We start from the raw sequence: 16,391 nt of genomic DNA on the forward strand, positions 1-16,391 counted from the left end.
AGGACTGAATTCCGGGCCGTCCACCGGCTCTACTGCCGGCCAACCCAACGGCGGCCAGCCCAGCAGGCACAACTGCTCATGACCCACGCGTTCCGCAATGTGGTACACACTCGGGCCGCGTAACGGCCTTCGCCACCACCTACTCGCCGTGCTGAAGACCGCGAGCAGTACCGCAACCACCGCCGCCGCAATGGCAATGGCCGTGCTGAACTCACCCCAGTCGGACATCAAGGTCTCACCAGCGTCTCGGGTGAACCGAACGGCGCCCACCGGTGCCCGCGCTCCCAGATCTCCTCGGGCGCAACGACGATGACGGTCACTCGCTCGACGAGTCCGCGCCTGGCGGTCCAGACGTGCTCGCGAGTCGGGGCGATGACAACCGACGCGCCGACCCTACGAATGGCTTGCATCAGCAGGAGCGTCGGCATCAGCGCATCGCGATCCACCACCAGCACTTCCGGTTCGGGGTAGCCCCTGCTGCCTGGCTAGAGCCCGGATCGCGCGTTTCTCGTCTGCGTGATCAGCGCCGGAGTGATCCAGCCGGATGTAGCCGACCGCGATTTCTGCCATGTCCGCCCCTCGTTCGATTCGTGTGATGCGGCACCCGGCGCAGGGGATCTCGCGACCCTTCCGGCGACGCCATCGCCGCCAGAGGTGTGCCCCGGATGAGGAACGGGCTCTCACCCCGCGCCGGGGCCGCTTCTGAGCTTCACCGACCTGCGCTTTCAATCCCAGGTACGAGACCGCATGCAACCGATACGCTTCCGATGAGGCGTTGCAGGGCGCGAGCAGGGGGCGACAATGATCACTGTCAGCACGTGGACGGGCGTAGAGGTGAAAGCCCTGCGCACGGCGGCACTTCGGATGACACAGGAAGAGTTCGCCGAGGCGACCGGCTACCAACCCCCGACCGTCAGGAAGTGGGAGCGCGCCACGGCCGCGCGTCCAGTGCGCGGGAAGTCCGCTCTGGATTTGGACACAACCCTCGCCGGGCTCGACGCTCAACAGCGACAGCGGTTTTGCGCCGCCGTCGCCGATGCGCGACACCGTATGGTGGCGCATGCTGGTAGTAGCGACATGACAAACGATGTCGTCGGTTCTGCGGTCGAAGCCCATCAGGATGAGCGGGAAGAGGACGAGTTGAAACGGCGGGAGTTCGGATTCTTGCTCGGGGCCACGTTGGTGGCTTCCGGCGTCAATTCGAATGTTGTCCCGAATCGCATCGGAGTCGCAGACGCGCGCCGCCTGGCCGACAGCGTTATTGAACTCTCGCAGCGCGAACAGGTCCTTGGTGGGGGGACGCTCGTCCAAGAGGCAGTGGCCACTCTGGAGGTCGCCATGGCAACCCTGGAGAGTTGCGCTTTCGATGAGGTTGCGGGACGCGGTTTCATGACCGCAACCGGCGAACTGGCGACCATCGCAGGCTGGGTGGCCTATGACGCCGACCTGAACTCCCTGGCGCGCCGCTGCTACGCGGACGCATTTGCACTCGCCAACCAGGCAGGTGACAACGGACTAACGGTTCATGTGTGCCTGAACGCCGCCCATCAGACAATCAATCTCTCCCGTACCGGAAGCGGCAGCCCCTATCGCGCGCTCGGGCTCATCGGCCGCGCAAAGGACCTGATGCGCGGCCACCCACCCGGCCGAATCCACGCGCTGATCGCGATCCGGGAGGCGCAAGCGTACGCAGTGCTAGGCGATCGACAGCCGTTCGGCCGCGCAATCGCGACCGCTTGGCGCGAGCTGGATTCCGCGCTCAGCCATGAATCCATAGACGAGTGTCCGGAATGGCTGCGGTTCGTCAGTCCCAACGAGATCCGCTGCCATGAGGCTCGCGGCGTCGGTGATCTCGGTGACCTCGAGAAGTCGGCAGTGCTGTCGTCCAGTCTTGTGCTCGAACAGGCCGGAGCTCGCAATGCCGCGGCCTACCGAGCCGGTTGGGCTGCCGCGCTGGCGAAGGCCGGGGACATCGGCGCCGCAGTCACCCAAGCCAGCGCCGTCCTGTCCGAGTTGGAGAAACAAGTGTCCTCCACACGGACACTGAAACTGCTCGAACCCGTACGGACGGCAAGTGGTGTGCATGATGATTCGTTCAATCAGCGTTTCGACGATCTGGTACGGAGGGCGACGGCGGTATGAGTGAAGTTGTCAATGACCTTGCCTTTCAACGCATGTCCGCCGCCGAGGCGCGAGACCACCGCGCCGAGGTCGAGGACATCTTCAGAGCCTCGTATGTCGAGGCGATCGACTCCGGAGAGGAGTTCGAGTCGCCCGAGGCATTCATGAAGCGCTTCGACGCCTACACCGATCCCAGCCGAGCAAGTGGGTTCGAGCTGGTCATGGCCCGAATCGGTGAGCATGCGGTCGGCCAGACGTGGGGATGGCCGCTCGGACCGCGAAGCCAGTGGTGGAACGGGTTGCGGCTGGGTACCGGTGATCTCGCCACATTCACGGCGGAGGACGGCACACGTACCTTCGCACTGTCGGAGACCATGGTTCAAGCGGAGTTCACCGGCCATGGAATCGCTCGCGCCCTGCACGACGATCTTCTGGGCAGGCGACCCGAACAGCGGGCCACGTTGCTGGTCCAGCCGGACAATCGTCGCGCATACGACACCTATCGCCGTTGGGGATGGGCCAGAGTTGGCGTGCTCACGCCGAGCTGGCCGGACGCACCGACGTTCGATGCCCTGATCCGCGAGCTGCACTAGCGGGATCACGACCGTTCGGGAGCGCCGGAGGACCCGAGATCGCTGGCGGACTGGAGTCGCAGCCTGCGACAACCAGTGAAGGCCTTGTCGCGGTGACAATGTCAAGCTCACGCGCGAGACACAGTGGACATCGTCGTACTCCACCATCGCGTCAGCCGCCGCGGCAAACACGCCGTCATCACCGCGAACTGGCCGCTCGGCCCAGTATGTGCGACCTGCTACGAGCACCGAACCCGGTATCCCGCCCGCTGCACCCCGTGCGGAATCACCGCCGTCCTTGTCGCCCGCACTCCCGACAGCGCGGAGATCTGTGGCCGCTGCGCCGGAGTACCCGAGTTGTTGTTCACCTGTCCCAGCTGCGGGCGATCCGGCGTCAAATACACGGGCGGAACGTGCATTCGATGCGCCGTCCCGCTGGCGTCCACTCGCTGCTCGCTGATTCAGCAGGCAACGTGGCGCCCCAGCTGCAACCGGTCGCACGAGCATCGGAGGCCGCGCATCCATGGTCGGTGATGCACTGGATTCGCTACAGCCCCTCGGCTGCGCTGCTGTCAGGCCTCGTGCGCCAAGGACTTCCCCTGACCCACGACACGCCCGGATCATCCGTCCCTACGCGGAATGGCACATTCGTTTCTCGGCGGCATCGAGGGCGGGGGCGAGTGGTGCGAGTGAGGTGCGCAGTAGGTCCGGCAACGCGCCGGACGGCACGACGAGTCCGCTGGTCGCCGGGGACGTGATGGTGGGCCGCAACCATTGTTCGAGGGCGACACGAACCGCGGCGGCCACGCCGGCCGCGAGCACGCGGGCGGTATGCAAGTCGGTGCCTCCGAGGCGTTCGGCGATCGCATCGATGAGGGGATGTTCGATCGCGGTGGCGGCGTGGACAAATGCGTCACGCAGTGCGGGGCGGGTGGCGATCAGCAGCAGCGCGTCGTGCCCGGACTCGCTCTGTGTCGTGTACTGATCCACGATCGCGTCGATGACAGCGTCGGCGAGACGCACGGTGGCGGGCCGGGCGGCCACTGCCGCCGCGACCCGTGTTTCCCGTTCGGCGGTTACGGCGGCGACGATCGCCTGTTCGCGACTGGAGAAGTAGTTGTTGTAGGTCCGCGGTGAGACGCCGGCGGCCTCGGCGATGTCGTCGACGCGCACATTGTCCGGACCGCGCTCGAGCGCCAGCCGAAGGGCTGCCTCACGCAATGCCTCCCGAGTGGCCTGCTTCTTCTGTTCGCGCAGCCCTCTCCGTTGTGTCACGGTCTTAGCATCTCACCACCGAGTGCGTGTACGCAAATTTGCGTGCACGCATGTTTTGCCTTTACCTTGGCGGCATATCCCCCCGCACCAAGGAACCCGATCGATGAGAAACAAGGGCATCAGCTACGACACCGGCTTCATCAGCAACGGCGCGCTCTCCCGTGCGCGCTTCGACCCGGACGAGGTCGAGCGTGAGCTGCGCATCATCCGACACGACCTGCACTGCACCGCGGTCCGTGTCATCGGCGGTGATCCCGAGCGGCTAGAACTTGCCGCGACTTTCGCCGCCGACCTCGGCCTGGAGGTCTGGTTCTCGCCCTACCCGCTCGAGTTGACCGCCGAGGAGATGCTGTCGCTGTTCGCCGACTGCGCCGAGCGAGCGGAGCTGCTGCGGCAGCGGGGCGCCGAGGTCGTATTCGTCACCGGCGCCGAGTTGAGCCTGATGAACAAGGGATTCCTGCCGGGCGACACGCAGCAGGACCGACTCGGGTTGCCGAGTAAGCGCGATGGCATGGCCGAGCGGATCGGTGAGCTCAGCACGCGGGTCAACGACTTCCTCACCACCGCTGTGAGATTCGTCCGCGAACGATTCGGCGGCAAGGTCACCTATGCCGCAATCCCGCTCGAGCGCGTCGACTGAGGGCTTTTCGACATCATCGGCATGGATCTCTACCGGTCGGCCGAGGTCGCCGACCAATTCGCCGCGGGCGTCCGCACCCTCGTCGCGCAGGGAAAGCCAGTCGCGATCACGGAGTTCGGCACCGCCGCCTACCGCGACGCGGGCGAGCGGGGCGGTCGCGTTCTGGAGGTGGTCGAGTACAGCGAGGACACCGGTGCGCCGCTCCGGCTGACCGGCGAGTTCGTCCGCGACGAGCCCGGGCAGGCCGGCTATCTGCGTGAGTTGCTGGAGGTATTCGACGCTGCGGGCGTCGACAGCGCCATTGTGTTCCTCTTCGCGCTCGACAACTACCCGCACCGTCTCGGGGGCGATCCCCGTGACGACCTCGACCTGGCCGGCATCGGCATCGGCAAAGTGCTGAAGAACCGCTGCGGAGAAACCTATCCCGGCCTGCCCTGGGAACCCAAGGCCGCCTTCACCGCCCTTGGCGAGTACTACCGCGGCTGACTACGTCGTGGATCGAACAGAAGGAGAAATGCACTCGTGACCGTCGATGTTGTGATCAGCGGAGGTGGGCCCAACGGGCTGATGCTGGCCTGCGAGCTGAGCCTGGCCGGGGTCCGGCCTCTCGTGTTGGAGCGGCTGGCCGCACCGAGCGAGGAACCGAAAGCCAACGGCCTGGTCGGCCAGGTCGTGCAACTGGCGGACCGGCGGGGCCTGTACGAGTCGCTCAGCGGCAGCGCGGCACCGCCGCAGCCGAACTCCACCTACTTCATGTTCGCCGCGATGGCGCTGGATCTGAGCCTGCTCGACGACAGCCCGATCTACGGGCTCGCCGCCCCGCAGCACCACATCACGCAGGTTCTGGAACAGCGCGCTGTCGAGCTCGGCGCGCAGATCCGGCGCGGACACGAGGTCGTCGGCCTGGCACAGGACGACGACGCGGTCACTGTGGACGTCGCGGGCCCGGACGGAACCTACCGGCTGCAACCCGGTTATCTCGTCGGCGCGGACGGGGCGCACAGCCTCACCCGCAAGCTGTCCGGCATCGGATTCCCCGGTGTCAGCTACGACCGCACGACCAGCCGGGCCGCACATGCAACCATCCCGCCCGACTGGGTGGACCCGACAACCGGCGCGTTGACCGTGCCCGGCTACGGGACCGTCCAGCCGTTCCTGCCGCTGCGCACCGAACGCGGAGGATTCTCCTACGCACCGTTCCCCGGGCAGCCGCCACTGATCAGCACCACAGAGTGGGACCAGCCCGAAACCGACGCTCCCATGAGCCTCGACGAGCTCCAGGCGAGCGTTGGCCGAGTACTCGCCGCCGAGCTGCCATTGGATCAACCCCCCGGCCAGGGCCCGCACGTACTGCGCCGACTCAGCGGTGGCAACACCCGAATCGCCGACCGATTCCGAGACCGCCGCGTGTTCCTCATCGGCGACGCCGCCCACATCTACACCGCAGGAGGCGGCCCCGGACTCAACCTCGGCCTGCAGGACGCAGTCAACCTCGGCTGGAAACTCGCCGCCATCATCCTCGACAACGCCCCAGCCGGACTGCTGGACAGCTACGAAACCGAACGCAGGCAAGCCGCCTCCCGCATGGTCACCTACGCCCAAGCGCAATCCGCGCTCATCGCCCCTGGCAGCGATGTCACCGCCCTGCGCAGCCTGTTCACCGAACTACTGCGCGACAAGGACACCGTGCAGCGTCTCGCCGCCCTCACCGCAGGCGCCGACATCCGCTACGACATGGGCGGACCCGACACCCACCCGCTCATCGGCCGGTTCGCCCCGGACATGGAACTGCTCACCCCGAACGGAACGATCCGGCTGGCCGAGCTGACCAGGACCGCACGGCCACTGCTACTCGACCTGACCGGCGACACGCGCCTGGCGGAAACGCTTCCCGAATGGCATGACCGACTCGATGTCGTCGCCGCGCGCGCTCAACCCGAATCGCCCGCCGCCCTGCTCCTGCGCCCGGACTGCTACGTCGCCTGGGCCACCGCGTCACCCCACCCGGACGCCGCGGACCGACAGGCACTCCGCGCGGCACTGCAACGCTGGCTCCGCCCCACCGACCCCGCTCGCACGTGACCGTCGCGGTCGACACCTCGTAGCCTTCGAATCACGCAGACCCGAAGCTACTCGGCTGGGGCCAGCTTCAGGATTCCGGGGCCGAGACGGCGAGTTGTCGTGGCCACGAAAATCCCCATTGGCGGCCATGTGGTTCGTGCCGTCTCAGCTGCCGAATAGCGCAACAACGAATACCGGTGAGACACGCCCGAAATGGGCGGGTCCCCACATGGCTCACCGCTGACTCGACAGTCCCAGCAAACTTTCCGCGAAGTCGAGTAGTGGACTACCCGCGTTATCGGAACTCGGGTGCGTGAGACTCGAAAAGTCCAGTTCATGCGTCTCGATCTGGGAGCGGGCGATAACGGATGCGTGCTCAGACTCCGGAGCAGCAGGCTCCACGGCAACGGGAGTCGTTCGATTACGACGCATTCCTCTCCTACGCCCATGATGATCGGCCGGTCGCGGCGGGGATTCAGAAGGGCCTGCACCGCATCGGACGGCGAATGGGCCGCCTGCGCGCCCTGCGGGTGTTCCGCGACGCCACCGACCTCACCGCCAGCCCCGACTTATGGGGAAGGGTTGCCGACGCGATCAATCGCGCCCGGTACTTCATCGTGGTGCTTTCGCCACACTCGGTCGCCTCGCGCTGGGTCAACAAGGAGGTTGCCCACTGGCTACAGCGGCGCGGACCGAAGCAGTTGCTGTTCGTCGTGGCCGAGGGACACCTCGCCTGGGACGAATACAGCCGACGGTTCGATCCGCTGCGGTCCGATGTGGCCCTGCCGGTGCTGATGGAGCCGGGGGCATTGCCCGCCGAGCCGTTCTACGTCGACGTCAGCAAGGATTCGCCGTGGGATCCTCGCGCACCGATCTTCCGGGAGAAGGTCACCGATCTGGCCGCCCCGATCCACGGCAAACGCAAGTCCGAACTGGCCAGCGAGGACTTGCGGGAGCAACGCCGGTTCCGGCGGTTACGGCGCGCCGCCATCGCAAGCCTGGCCGTGCTGACCGCCCTCGCGGTCGTCGCGGCCACGATCGCGTTCGTGCAACGACGAGAGGCGATACGCCAGCGCAACGAAGCGATCGCTCTACGACTGGTATCCGAGGCCCAATCCATGCTCGCCGATGCCCGCCCTGGCGGCGATCCACGCGCGATGCAGCAAATCCTGGCCGCACAGCGGATCGCGTCGAGGCCGGATACAGGTGCACTACTCAACGCCGCGATCACCCAACAAGACACGCTCAAGATCATCGAAAACACCGCCGAGGTATGGAGTGTGGCATTCGACCCGGACGGGCGGCGCATCGCCTCTGCTGGCGAGGACGGCGCCGTGCAGGTGTGGGATTCGTCCAGCGGCGAACCCGTCGGCGAACCGCTGCCCGGGCATCAGAGCTCAGCCTCGAGTGTGGGGTACAGCTCGGATGGGCGGCGCATCGTTTCCGGTGGGGCGGATGGCACCGTGCGAGTGTGGGACGCAGCCACCAGCGAACCCATCGGCGTACCGATGGCCGGGCACCGTGGCCGAGTGTGGAGTGTGGCGTTCAGTCCAGATGGGCGGCGCATCGTTTCCGGTGGGGCGGATGGCACCGTGCGGGTGTGGGATGCGACCACCCGCCAGCCGGTCGGCGTGCCGATAGCCGTTCGCCAAGACTATGCAACGAGCGTCGCGTTCGCCCCGGATGGACAGCGCATCGCGTCCTCCGACAAGGGCGGCACCGTGCGGGTATGGGATACGGCGACCGGCCGGCCCGTCGGCGAACCGATGACCGGACACCAAGGCTATGTGACAAAGGTGGCGTTCAGCGTGGATGGGCGGCGCATTGTCTCCGTCGGCGAGGACAGCACGATCCGGATTTGGGATGCGGCTGCCAGTAGATTCGCCGGCCAACCGATGACCGGGCCTCCAGGCGCAGTGCAGAGTGTGGCATTCAGCCCGGATAGGCAGCGCACCGTTTTCGGCGGTGACGACGGCACCGTGTGGGTAGGCGATGCGGCAGTCGGTCAACCTGTCCGCGAAGCGGGCATCCTGCACCGTGGCGCGGTGTCGAGCGTTGCGTTCAGCCTCGACGGGCAGCGCATTGTCTCTGGAGGCGAGGACGGCACGGTAAGGGTGTGGGACGCGATCGCCAGGAAACCTGTCGGCGCGCCTTCGACTGGTCATCGGGACGCGGTGTTGGGTGTGGCGTTCAGTCGAGACGGCCGGCGCATCGCCTCCGCGAGCGCGGATTCCACAGTGCGGATATGGGATGCGGCCACCGGCAACCCTGTCGGCGAACCGCTGACCGGGCATCAGAACAGGGTATGGAGTGTGGCGTTCAGCCCGGATGGGCAGCGCGTCATTTCCGGTGGCGAGGATGGCACCATGCGGATATGGGATGCGGCCACCGGCAAGCCCGGCGGCGAACCGCTGACCGGGCATCAGGGCAGGGTATCGACTGTGGCGTTCAGCCCAGGTGGGTGGTTCGTCATCTCCGGTGGCGAGGATGGCACCGTGCGGCTGTGGGATACGACCACCAGCCGACCTGTCGGCCGACCGATGACCGGGCGAACAGCCGTCGTGACGACCGCGGCGGTGAGCGGCGACGGGCGGTTGATCGCCGCAGGCGGCGGTGACGGCACCGTGCAGATGTGGGACGCAGCTACCGGCGAGCCTGTCGGCCATCATGTGACTGTGCACCGCCACCGCGTGGCGAGCGTGGCGTTCAGCGACGATGGGCAGCGCATTGTCTCCGGAAGTGTCGATGGCACCGTCCGGGTGTGGCCTGGACCCGCAGCGTGGCCGCGCATAGTATGCGACAAGCTCACCCACAACATGAGCCACCAGCACTGGCGTGAGTGGGTCTCGCCTGACATCGACTACATCGAGGTCTGCCTCGAACTACCGATTTCCCCCGACGATCTCCCTGCTGAGAAGTGAAGGCGAGGAGACGCCCGGCTGGCCGCCGACCTGGTTACGGAGTCCGACCGTGCAGGCTTGCCCCGCCAGAACGAAGGAATCCGCTCACAGAACACCCACGCCAGGGAGAGGTGGACCGTGCAGCCCAACGATCGCCGATCCGAGCTCTGCCGCCGACTCTGGATCGCCTCGGACGACAAGACCGGCCCCACCTACGACAGCGCGGTACTCGAGCAGTACCGGCTCTACGTGGAGATGGCCGACCGCATCAGCGCACGACGGGGCCTGACGAACTCGTTCTTCGTGACCCTCAATACCGGCATCTTCACTCTTGTCGCCGCATTCGGAAAAACTCCACCCGACAACAAAGAAGGGTGGCTGGCAATCCCCCTGGTCGCGATCCTCGGCCAGTGTTTCGCCTGGTTCTACCTGGTACGCAGCTACCGGCTCCTGAACAGCGCCAAGTACCAGGTCATCGGCGCCCTCGAAGAACGACTGCCCGCCTCACCCTTCTGGAGGGCCGAATGGTGGGCCCTGGGTGAAGGCAAGGACCGGGCACGGTACTGGCCCCTCACCCACATCGAGCAATGGATCCCGATCCTCTTCGGTCTCGCCTATCTCGCGGGGTTCCTCGCGATCGTTCTGGCTTGAGTTCGGCACATCGACTGCCGGTCACGAGTTGCCGACGGTAGACAAATGGTGGCTGTCCGGCGCTTGATAGCGGCCCTTTCACTACGCCCGATCAACCAGAGACCACGGAAGGCAGGCGGTGAATGCCGCCTGCCCTTGGGTTTCCGCTGGGATCAGCCGACTGTACGGAAGAACTCCCGGATGTCGCCTACCAGCAGCTCCGGCACCTCCAGCGCCGGAAAATGCCCGCCGGAGTAGAACTCCGACCAGTGCGTGATGTTGTGCGCGCGCTCGGCGAAGCGGCGGATGGCGTAGTCGCCGTCCTTGAACACCGCGACACCGGTGGGCACCGTGCCCTTCGGCTTCGGCGCGAACATGCTCGCGTCGTGGAAGCGCTCGTAGTAGAAGTTCGCGACGCTGCGGGCGGTGTCGGTGAACCAGTAGATGCTCACCGTGGTCAGCAGGCGGTCCTTGTCCACTGCCTGTTCGGGCAGTTCGTGCGAGAAGTCGGTCCACTCCTGGTACTTCTCCGCGATCCAGCCGAGCTGGCCTGCCGGGGAGTCGGCGAGCAATTGCGCGACGGTGTTCGGGCGCGAGCCTTTCAGGTTCATGTAGGCCGAGCCGTCGTCTTGGAACTTCTTCATCGCGCCCAGCCGTGCCTTCTCCGCGTCGGTCAGTGCGGCCATATCGGCGGGGTCGCCGGTAGGGAAGGTGACCAGCGCGTTGACGTGCACGCCGACCACGTGCTCGGTGTCGATCCGTCCGAGCGCCGGGGCGATGAACGCACCGTGGTCGCCGCCTTGCACGCCGTAGTGGTCGTAACCGAGGCGCGCCATCAGCTCGGCGAGCGCCGCCGCGATCCGGCCGTCGTTCCACCCGGTCTCGGTGATCGGGCCGGAGAAGCCGTGTCCCGGCAGGGACGGGATGACCAGGTGGAAGGCCGGGGCATCGGGGGCTCCGTGGGCGGCCGGGTCGGTGAGCGGGCCGATCACGTCGAGGAAGTCGACTACCGAACTGGGCCAGCCGTGCAGCAGCAGCAACGGGGTGGCGTCCTCCTGGGCCGAGCGGACGTGCAGGAAGTGCACGTTCTGGCCCGCGATGGTGGTGGTGAACTGCGGGTGGGTATTCAGCTCCGCCTCGACGACCCGCCAGTCGAACTTCTCGGCCCAGTACCCGGCCAATTCCTTCAGGTACGCGGTCGGCACACCGCGTTCCCAGCCGATGCCGGGCAGGTCGTCGATCCAGCGGGTGCGGGCCAGGCGCAGGCGGAGGTCGTCCAGGTCGGCCTGTGGGATGTCGATGCGGAAGGGGCGGATTTCGGTGTTCGTCATGGCAGTAATACTTCGGGTAACGAGGGGGTCGCCGGATCACGAGAATTCGTTATCTTGCCGCCGAATGTCTCTTTACCCGCCGCGGTTCTTTACCCGCGGCACTTGGCAGCGACCGCGCGCGCCGGGCATGATCGCGCCCGTGGTGAGCCTTCCCGTGTGCGGTGCCTTTGTCGGGCGGGCCGCCGAAGTCGCGGCATTGCAGGACGCCTACCGGGACCCGGCGGTGCGTACCGTGCTGGTCGCGGGTGAGGCGGGCATCGGCAAGTCGCGGCTGGTCGCGGAGTTCACGACGCGGGTGGGCGCGCAGACGGTGGTGTTGCGTGGACGCTGTCCGGAGTTCGGCGCCAAGGGCGTGCCATTCGCGCCGTTCGTCGCGGTCATGCGAGCGCTGTTGCGGGACCAGGGGGTGGACGGGCTGGCCGCCCTGCTTCCCGTGGCCCAGCCCGCGCTGGCGCGGTGGCTGCCCGAGTTGGCCGCGCGGTCGGGTGCGGCGGAGACCGGCACGGATCCGATCCGGTTGTTCGGTGAGATCCTCACCGTGCTGGAACAGCTGGCTTCGGTCAGGCCCGTGGTGGTGATCCTGGAGGACCTGCACTGGGCCGATGACGCCAGCCTCGAGCTGCTCGCCTTCCTGATGGCCAACCTCGCTCAGCGGGATCTGCTGCTGGTCGGCACCTATCGGCCCGCCGATTCCGAACCACTGCGCAGACTGGTCGCCGGGTGGCGCCGCGACCCCGGCGTCCGACTGCTGACTCCGGCACCGCTGACCAAGCACGAGGTGGGCAGACAGCTGGCCGCCCTGCTGGGCCGGGAGCCGGAACCCGGGACAATCGCACGAGTCTTCGAGCGCAGCAAGGGAATTCCGCTGTACGTCGAGGCACTCGGCCCCGCACCCGAGGACACACCCGCCGACCTGTCGGAGCTGTTGCTCGGGTACCTCTCCGACCTGCCCGGCCACACCGGTTCGGTGCTGCGGCTCGCGGCGGTGGCCGGGTCACCGATCCGCCACACGCTGCTGGAGGGCGCCACCGACCTCGCCGAGGACGCGCTCGCCGACGCCCTGCACCAGCTGGTGTACCAGCAACTGCTGGTCGCCACCGACACCGGCTACGAGTTCCGGCACACTCTCATCCGCGACGCCGTCTACCATGATCTGCTGCCGGCCCGGCGAAAACACCTGCACGCCAAGCTTTCCCAGGTCCTGGCCAGCGAGCGCGACGCAGGCCGGTCCAGCGAGCTGGCCTATCACGCGTACGCGGCTGGTGACCTACCGCTGGCGCTCGAAGCCGCGTGGCATGCCGCGGCGGACGCGGAAAACGCCGGCGCACATGGTGATCAGGTGCGTCACCTGGATCGGGTGCTCGAACTCTGGGACCGGACACCGGACGCCGCGAGCCGGGTGGACGCCGATCGCCTCGGCGTGCTGGAAGCGATCGTGGCGGCATGCCATCGCGGTGGCGTCATCGAGCGGGGCATCGCGGCCGCTGACGAGGCGCTCGCCGCCATCGATGCGACGGCCGAACCGGAGCGTGCCGCCCGGCTGCACCACTATCGAGCCGGATTGCGCAATCAGAGCAGCAGCGGCGGCGAAGACGACCTGCTCGCGGCGCTGGCGTTGCTTCCCGCGGACCGGCCGACGGTGCTGCGCGGCGAAGTGCTCGCCGAACTCGCCGCCGCGCGCGTATTCAGCGGTGACTCGGCCGCCGCCGAAAGCGATGCGCGCGCAGCGGTCGATGTGGCCGAACAGTTGGGCAACCGGGCACCGGCCGCGCGTGCCTACGCGTATCTTGGGCTGGCCACCGCGGACCGTCCCGAGGCCATGGCGCATTTCGAACGCGCCCATGCCGCCGCGACGGCCGCGCGCGATCCGGGCACGCTGCTGACGGTGGTGCTGTGGGAGTCGGCCCTGCTGGTCGCGTCGGGGGCGAACGAGGCGGCCATCGCCGCGATCCAGCAGGGGCTGCGTGCCGCGCACGCGACCTACCGTTTCGTCGAAGCCGGGCCGATTCTGCTGGTCAAATGGGCACAGGCGCTCACAGCGCTGGGCCGCTGGAACGAGGCGCTCGACCTCATCGACGAATCGCTGACCGAGCGGCTGCCGCCGCTGAGCACCGCCGCGCTGCTGCTGTGTCACGCCGAGATCATGCTGGCGCGCGGCGCCGCGGACGCCGCGGCGACCAGCACGAAAACCGCGCAGCCGCTGCTCGGCGATCGCCGATGGGCCAGGAAGTACCAGATCCAGCTGCACGCCGTGCAATCCGAGATCGCGCACGCGGCGGGCCACCCGCAGCGTGCCGCCGAGATCGGCGCCGCGACCCTGGCCGCCGACGACCTCGCCGCACATCATCACGAAGCGTGGGCACTGGCCGCCACGGTAGCGCGAACCCGCTGCGCGACAATGGTTCTCGACGCCGTCACAGAAAGGCTGCCGGTGACCACAGCAGTCGACGCCGCCCACCGGAACACATGCCGCGCCGTGCGCAGTGGCCGTCCCGCCGATTGGACGGCGGCGGTGTCTTCCTGGCGAGCCCTGCGCCAGCCCTACGAGCTGGCGCGCAGCCTGCTCGAATCCGGCGAAGCCGAGCTTGCCACGGGCGATCGCTCGGCGGCGCGCACCGCGTTGCGCACGGTCCTGGAGCTGGCGGGCGAATTGCAGGCGCCGCCGCTGCGCGAGCGAGCCGAGCAACTGGCCGACCGCGCCGGGATCCTTCTCGATGAACCCACCGACCGGGCGCCCGTGGCGCAGCGGCCGAGCACGGCGGGCCTGACGCCACGGGAACTCGACGCGCTACGGCTGGTGGCCACGGGCGCGAGCAATCGTCAGATCGCGGCCGAACTGTTCATCAGCGCCAATACCGCCGGCGTCCACGTCTCGCGCATCCTCACCAAGCTCGGCGCGGCCACCCGCACCGAAGCGGCCGCGATAGCGCGGGACCGCGGGCTGCTCGTTGCCGGCGGATGACCCACCGGCTACGGTCCTTAGATACACTGGCTCGAACATGTCTCGAAAGGACGGGCTGATGCGGTCGACCTTGCTGTCCCGGCGCGATCTCGATTTCCTGCTCTACGAGTGGCTCGACGCGGAGGGGCTGACCAAACGCGGGCGGTATGCCGAGCACTCGCGGGAGACCTTCGACGCCGTGCTCGAGCTCAGCGAACAGCTGGCCACCAAGTACTTCGCGCCACACAACAAGCTCAGCGACGCCAACGAACCGACCTTCGACGGCGAACGTGTCACCATCATCCCCGAGGTCCTCCAAGCGCTGGAAGCCTTCGCCAAGTCCGGGTTGCCCTCGGCGGCGATGGATTACGAACTCGGCGGCGAGCAACTGCCCGCCACCGTCGCGCAGGCCAGTTACGCGTGGTTCCAGGCGGCCAACCCGGGCACCGCGGGCTATCCGTTCCTCACCGTGGCCAACGCGAATCTGCTGGTCGCCCATGCCGATCGGGAGCTGGTGAAGAAGTTTGTCCGCCCGATGCTCGCGGGCCGGTTCTTCGGCACCATGTGCCTGTCGGAGCCGCAGGCCGGTTCATCCCTGGCCGACATCGTCACCCGCGCCGAACCCCGGGACGACGGCACGTACCGGCTGTTCGGCACGAAGATGTGGATCTCCGGCGGCGATCACGAACTCGGCGAGAACATCGTGCACCTGGTGCTGGCGAAGATCCCCGGCGGACCGGCGGGCACCAAGGGGATCTCGCTGTTCGTGGTGCCGCGCTTCCTGGTCGGCGACGACGGCGCGATCGGCGAACGCAACGATGTCGCACTGGCCGGGCTCAACCACAAGATGGGCTTCCGCGGCACGGTCAACACCGTGCTGAACTTCGGTGAGGGACGCTGGACGCCCGGCGGCGCGCCCGGCGCCATCGGCTACCTGGTCGGCGAACCGCATCGCGGGCTCAACTACATGTTCCACATGATGAACGAGGCGCGGATCGGCGTCGGCCTGGTCGCCGCCGCGCTCGGCTACACCGGCTACCTCGAGTCGCTCGACTACGCCCGCACCCGCACCCAGGGCCGGGCCAAACTGCCCGCCGACCCGGCCGCGCCACAGCGCCCGATCATCGAGCACGCCGACGTGAAGCGAATGCTCCTGGCGCAGAAGGCTTATGTCGAAGGCGGACTGGCGTTGGTGCTGTACTGCGCCCGGCTCGTGGACGACCAGAAGACCGCCGAGTCCGAGGAGGAGCGCCGCACGGCCAACCTGCTACTGGACATCCTGACCCCGATCGCCAAGAGCTGGCCCTCGCAGTGGTGTCTGGAGGCCAACAGCCTCGCCATCCAGGTGCTCGGCGGCTACGGCTACACCCGCGAGTACAACGTCGAGCAGCATTACCGGGACAACCGGCTCAACCCGATCCACGAGGGCACGCACGGCATCCAGGGCCTGGACCTACTGGGCCGCAAGGTGACCCAGCAGGGTGGCGCCAGCCTGCTGACCCTGGGCGGGCGGGTCGAGGCGACCATCGCCACCGCGCGCACGGCGGGTGGCGAGGCGGCCGAGCTCGCCGCCCAGCTGGATGCGGCGTGGCGCCGGCTGGTAGAGGTGACCGCCGGACTGTTCGCCTCCGGCGACATCGAAGGCGCGCTGGCCAACAGCTCGGTGTACCTGGAGGCGTTCGGGCACATCGTGCTGGCGTGGATCTGGCTCGAGCAGTTCCTCGCCACCGGAGAACGTTCCGGCGACTTCTACAATGGCAAGCGGCACGCGGCGCGGTTCTTCTATCATTTCGAACTACCCAAGACCGCCCCGGCACTGGATCTGCTCGCCCGCCTGGACCGAACTACGCTGCAGATGCAGGACGCCTGGTTCTGAGCGCGACCTGTTTCGATACACCTCCTAGAGGATGTATCATTCCT

General features: G+C 67.5%; 12 protein-coding genes. 9 read left to right on the forward strand and 3 right to left on the reverse strand.

Features of this window, described 5'->3' with window-relative positions; all coding sequences use genetic code 11:
- Window positions 1-227: 227 nt before the first annotated feature.
- Window positions 228-449 carry a hypothetical protein gene (locus tag AB0M45_RS21070; protein ID WP_364331529.1) on the reverse strand — a complete coding sequence of 74 codons (222 nt, stop codon included), beginning with the start codon at window positions 447-449 and terminating at the stop codon, window positions 228-230.
- A gap of 352 nt (window positions 450-801) precedes the next feature.
- On the opposite strand from AB0M45_RS21070, the gene AB0M45_RS21075 reads away from it, so the two are divergent.
- Window positions 802-2,142 carry a helix-turn-helix domain-containing protein gene (locus tag AB0M45_RS21075; protein WP_364331531.1) on the forward strand — a complete coding sequence of 447 codons (1,341 nt, stop codon included), beginning with the start codon at window positions 802-804 and terminating at the stop codon, window positions 2,140-2,142.
- Window positions 2,139-2,714, forward strand: coding sequence for a GNAT family N-acetyltransferase (locus AB0M45_RS21080; RefSeq protein WP_364331533.1), 576 nt, complete (start codon window positions 2,139-2,141; stop codon window positions 2,712-2,714). Before AB0M45_RS21075 ends, AB0M45_RS21080 begins: the two co-directional genes overlap by 4 nt.
- A gap of 609 nt (window positions 2,715-3,323) precedes the next feature.
- On the opposite strand, the gene AB0M45_RS21085 is transcribed toward AB0M45_RS21080, so the two are convergent.
- Window positions 3,324-3,968 carry a helix-turn-helix domain-containing protein gene (locus tag AB0M45_RS21085; RefSeq protein WP_364331536.1) on the reverse strand — a complete coding sequence of 215 codons (645 nt, stop codon included), beginning with the start codon at window positions 3,966-3,968 and terminating at the stop codon, window positions 3,324-3,326.
- A 103-nt stretch (window positions 3,969-4,071) separates the two neighbouring features.
- On the opposite strand from AB0M45_RS21085, the gene AB0M45_RS21090 reads away from it, so the two are divergent.
- The 5 genes from AB0M45_RS21090 to AB0M45_RS21110 all read left to right on the forward strand — a co-directional run bounded on the left by AB0M45_RS21090 (window position 4,072) and on the right by AB0M45_RS21110 (window position 10,220).
- Entirely contained in the window at window positions 4,072-4,608 is a 537-nt protein-coding gene (locus tag AB0M45_RS21090) for a hypothetical protein (RefSeq protein WP_364331539.1), read from the forward strand.
- A 21-nt stretch (window positions 4,609-4,629) separates the two neighbouring features.
- Entirely contained in the window at window positions 4,630-5,094 is a 465-nt protein-coding gene (locus AB0M45_RS21095; protein ID WP_364331542.1) for a hypothetical protein, read from the forward strand.
- A gap of 36 nt (window positions 5,095-5,130) precedes the next feature.
- Window positions 5,131-6,690 carry an FAD-dependent monooxygenase gene (locus AB0M45_RS21100; protein ID WP_364331545.1) on the forward strand — a complete coding sequence of 520 codons (1,560 nt, stop codon included), beginning with the start codon at window positions 5,131-5,133 and terminating at the stop codon, window positions 6,688-6,690.
- Window positions 6,691-7,037: 347 nt separating this feature from the next.
- The gene (locus AB0M45_RS21105) at window positions 7,038-9,590 is read left to right on the forward strand and encodes a TIR domain-containing protein (RefSeq protein ID WP_364331549.1); all 2,553 of its coding nucleotides are present in this window, start codon (window positions 7,038-7,040) and stop codon (window positions 9,588-9,590) included.
- 117 nt (window positions 9,591-9,707) lie between these two features.
- Window positions 9,708-10,220: a hypothetical protein gene (locus AB0M45_RS21110; protein WP_364331552.1), complete on the forward strand. Its 513-nt coding sequence runs from the start codon at window positions 9,708-9,710 to the stop codon at window positions 10,218-10,220.
- A gap of 152 nt (window positions 10,221-10,372) precedes the next feature.
- Here the strand turns inward: AB0M45_RS21110 and AB0M45_RS21115 are convergent, their stop codons facing one another.
- Window positions 10,373-11,530: an epoxide hydrolase family protein gene (locus AB0M45_RS21115; RefSeq protein ID WP_364331555.1), complete on the reverse strand. Its 1,158-nt coding sequence runs from the start codon at window positions 11,528-11,530 to the stop codon at window positions 10,373-10,375.
- A gap of 139 nt (window positions 11,531-11,669) precedes the next feature.
- Between AB0M45_RS21115 and AB0M45_RS21120 the strand changes: the two genes are divergently transcribed.
- Complete coding sequence (locus tag AB0M45_RS21120; RefSeq protein ID WP_364331558.1) at window positions 11,670-14,492, forward strand: AAA family ATPase; 2,823 nt, start codon at window positions 11,670-11,672, stop codon at window positions 14,490-14,492.
- A gap of 58 nt (window positions 14,493-14,550) precedes the next feature.
- The gene (locus AB0M45_RS21125) at window positions 14,551-16,347 is read left to right on the forward strand and encodes an acyl-CoA dehydrogenase (protein ID WP_364331856.1); all 1,797 of its coding nucleotides are present in this window, start codon (window positions 14,551-14,553) and stop codon (window positions 16,345-16,347) included.
- The last annotated feature ends 44 nt before the right edge of the window (window positions 16,348-16,391 follow it).

Source organism: Nocardia sp. NPDC051787 (genome assembly GCF_040681325.1).
Lineage (GTDB): Bacteria > Actinomycetota > Actinomycetes > Mycobacteriales > Mycobacteriaceae > Nocardia.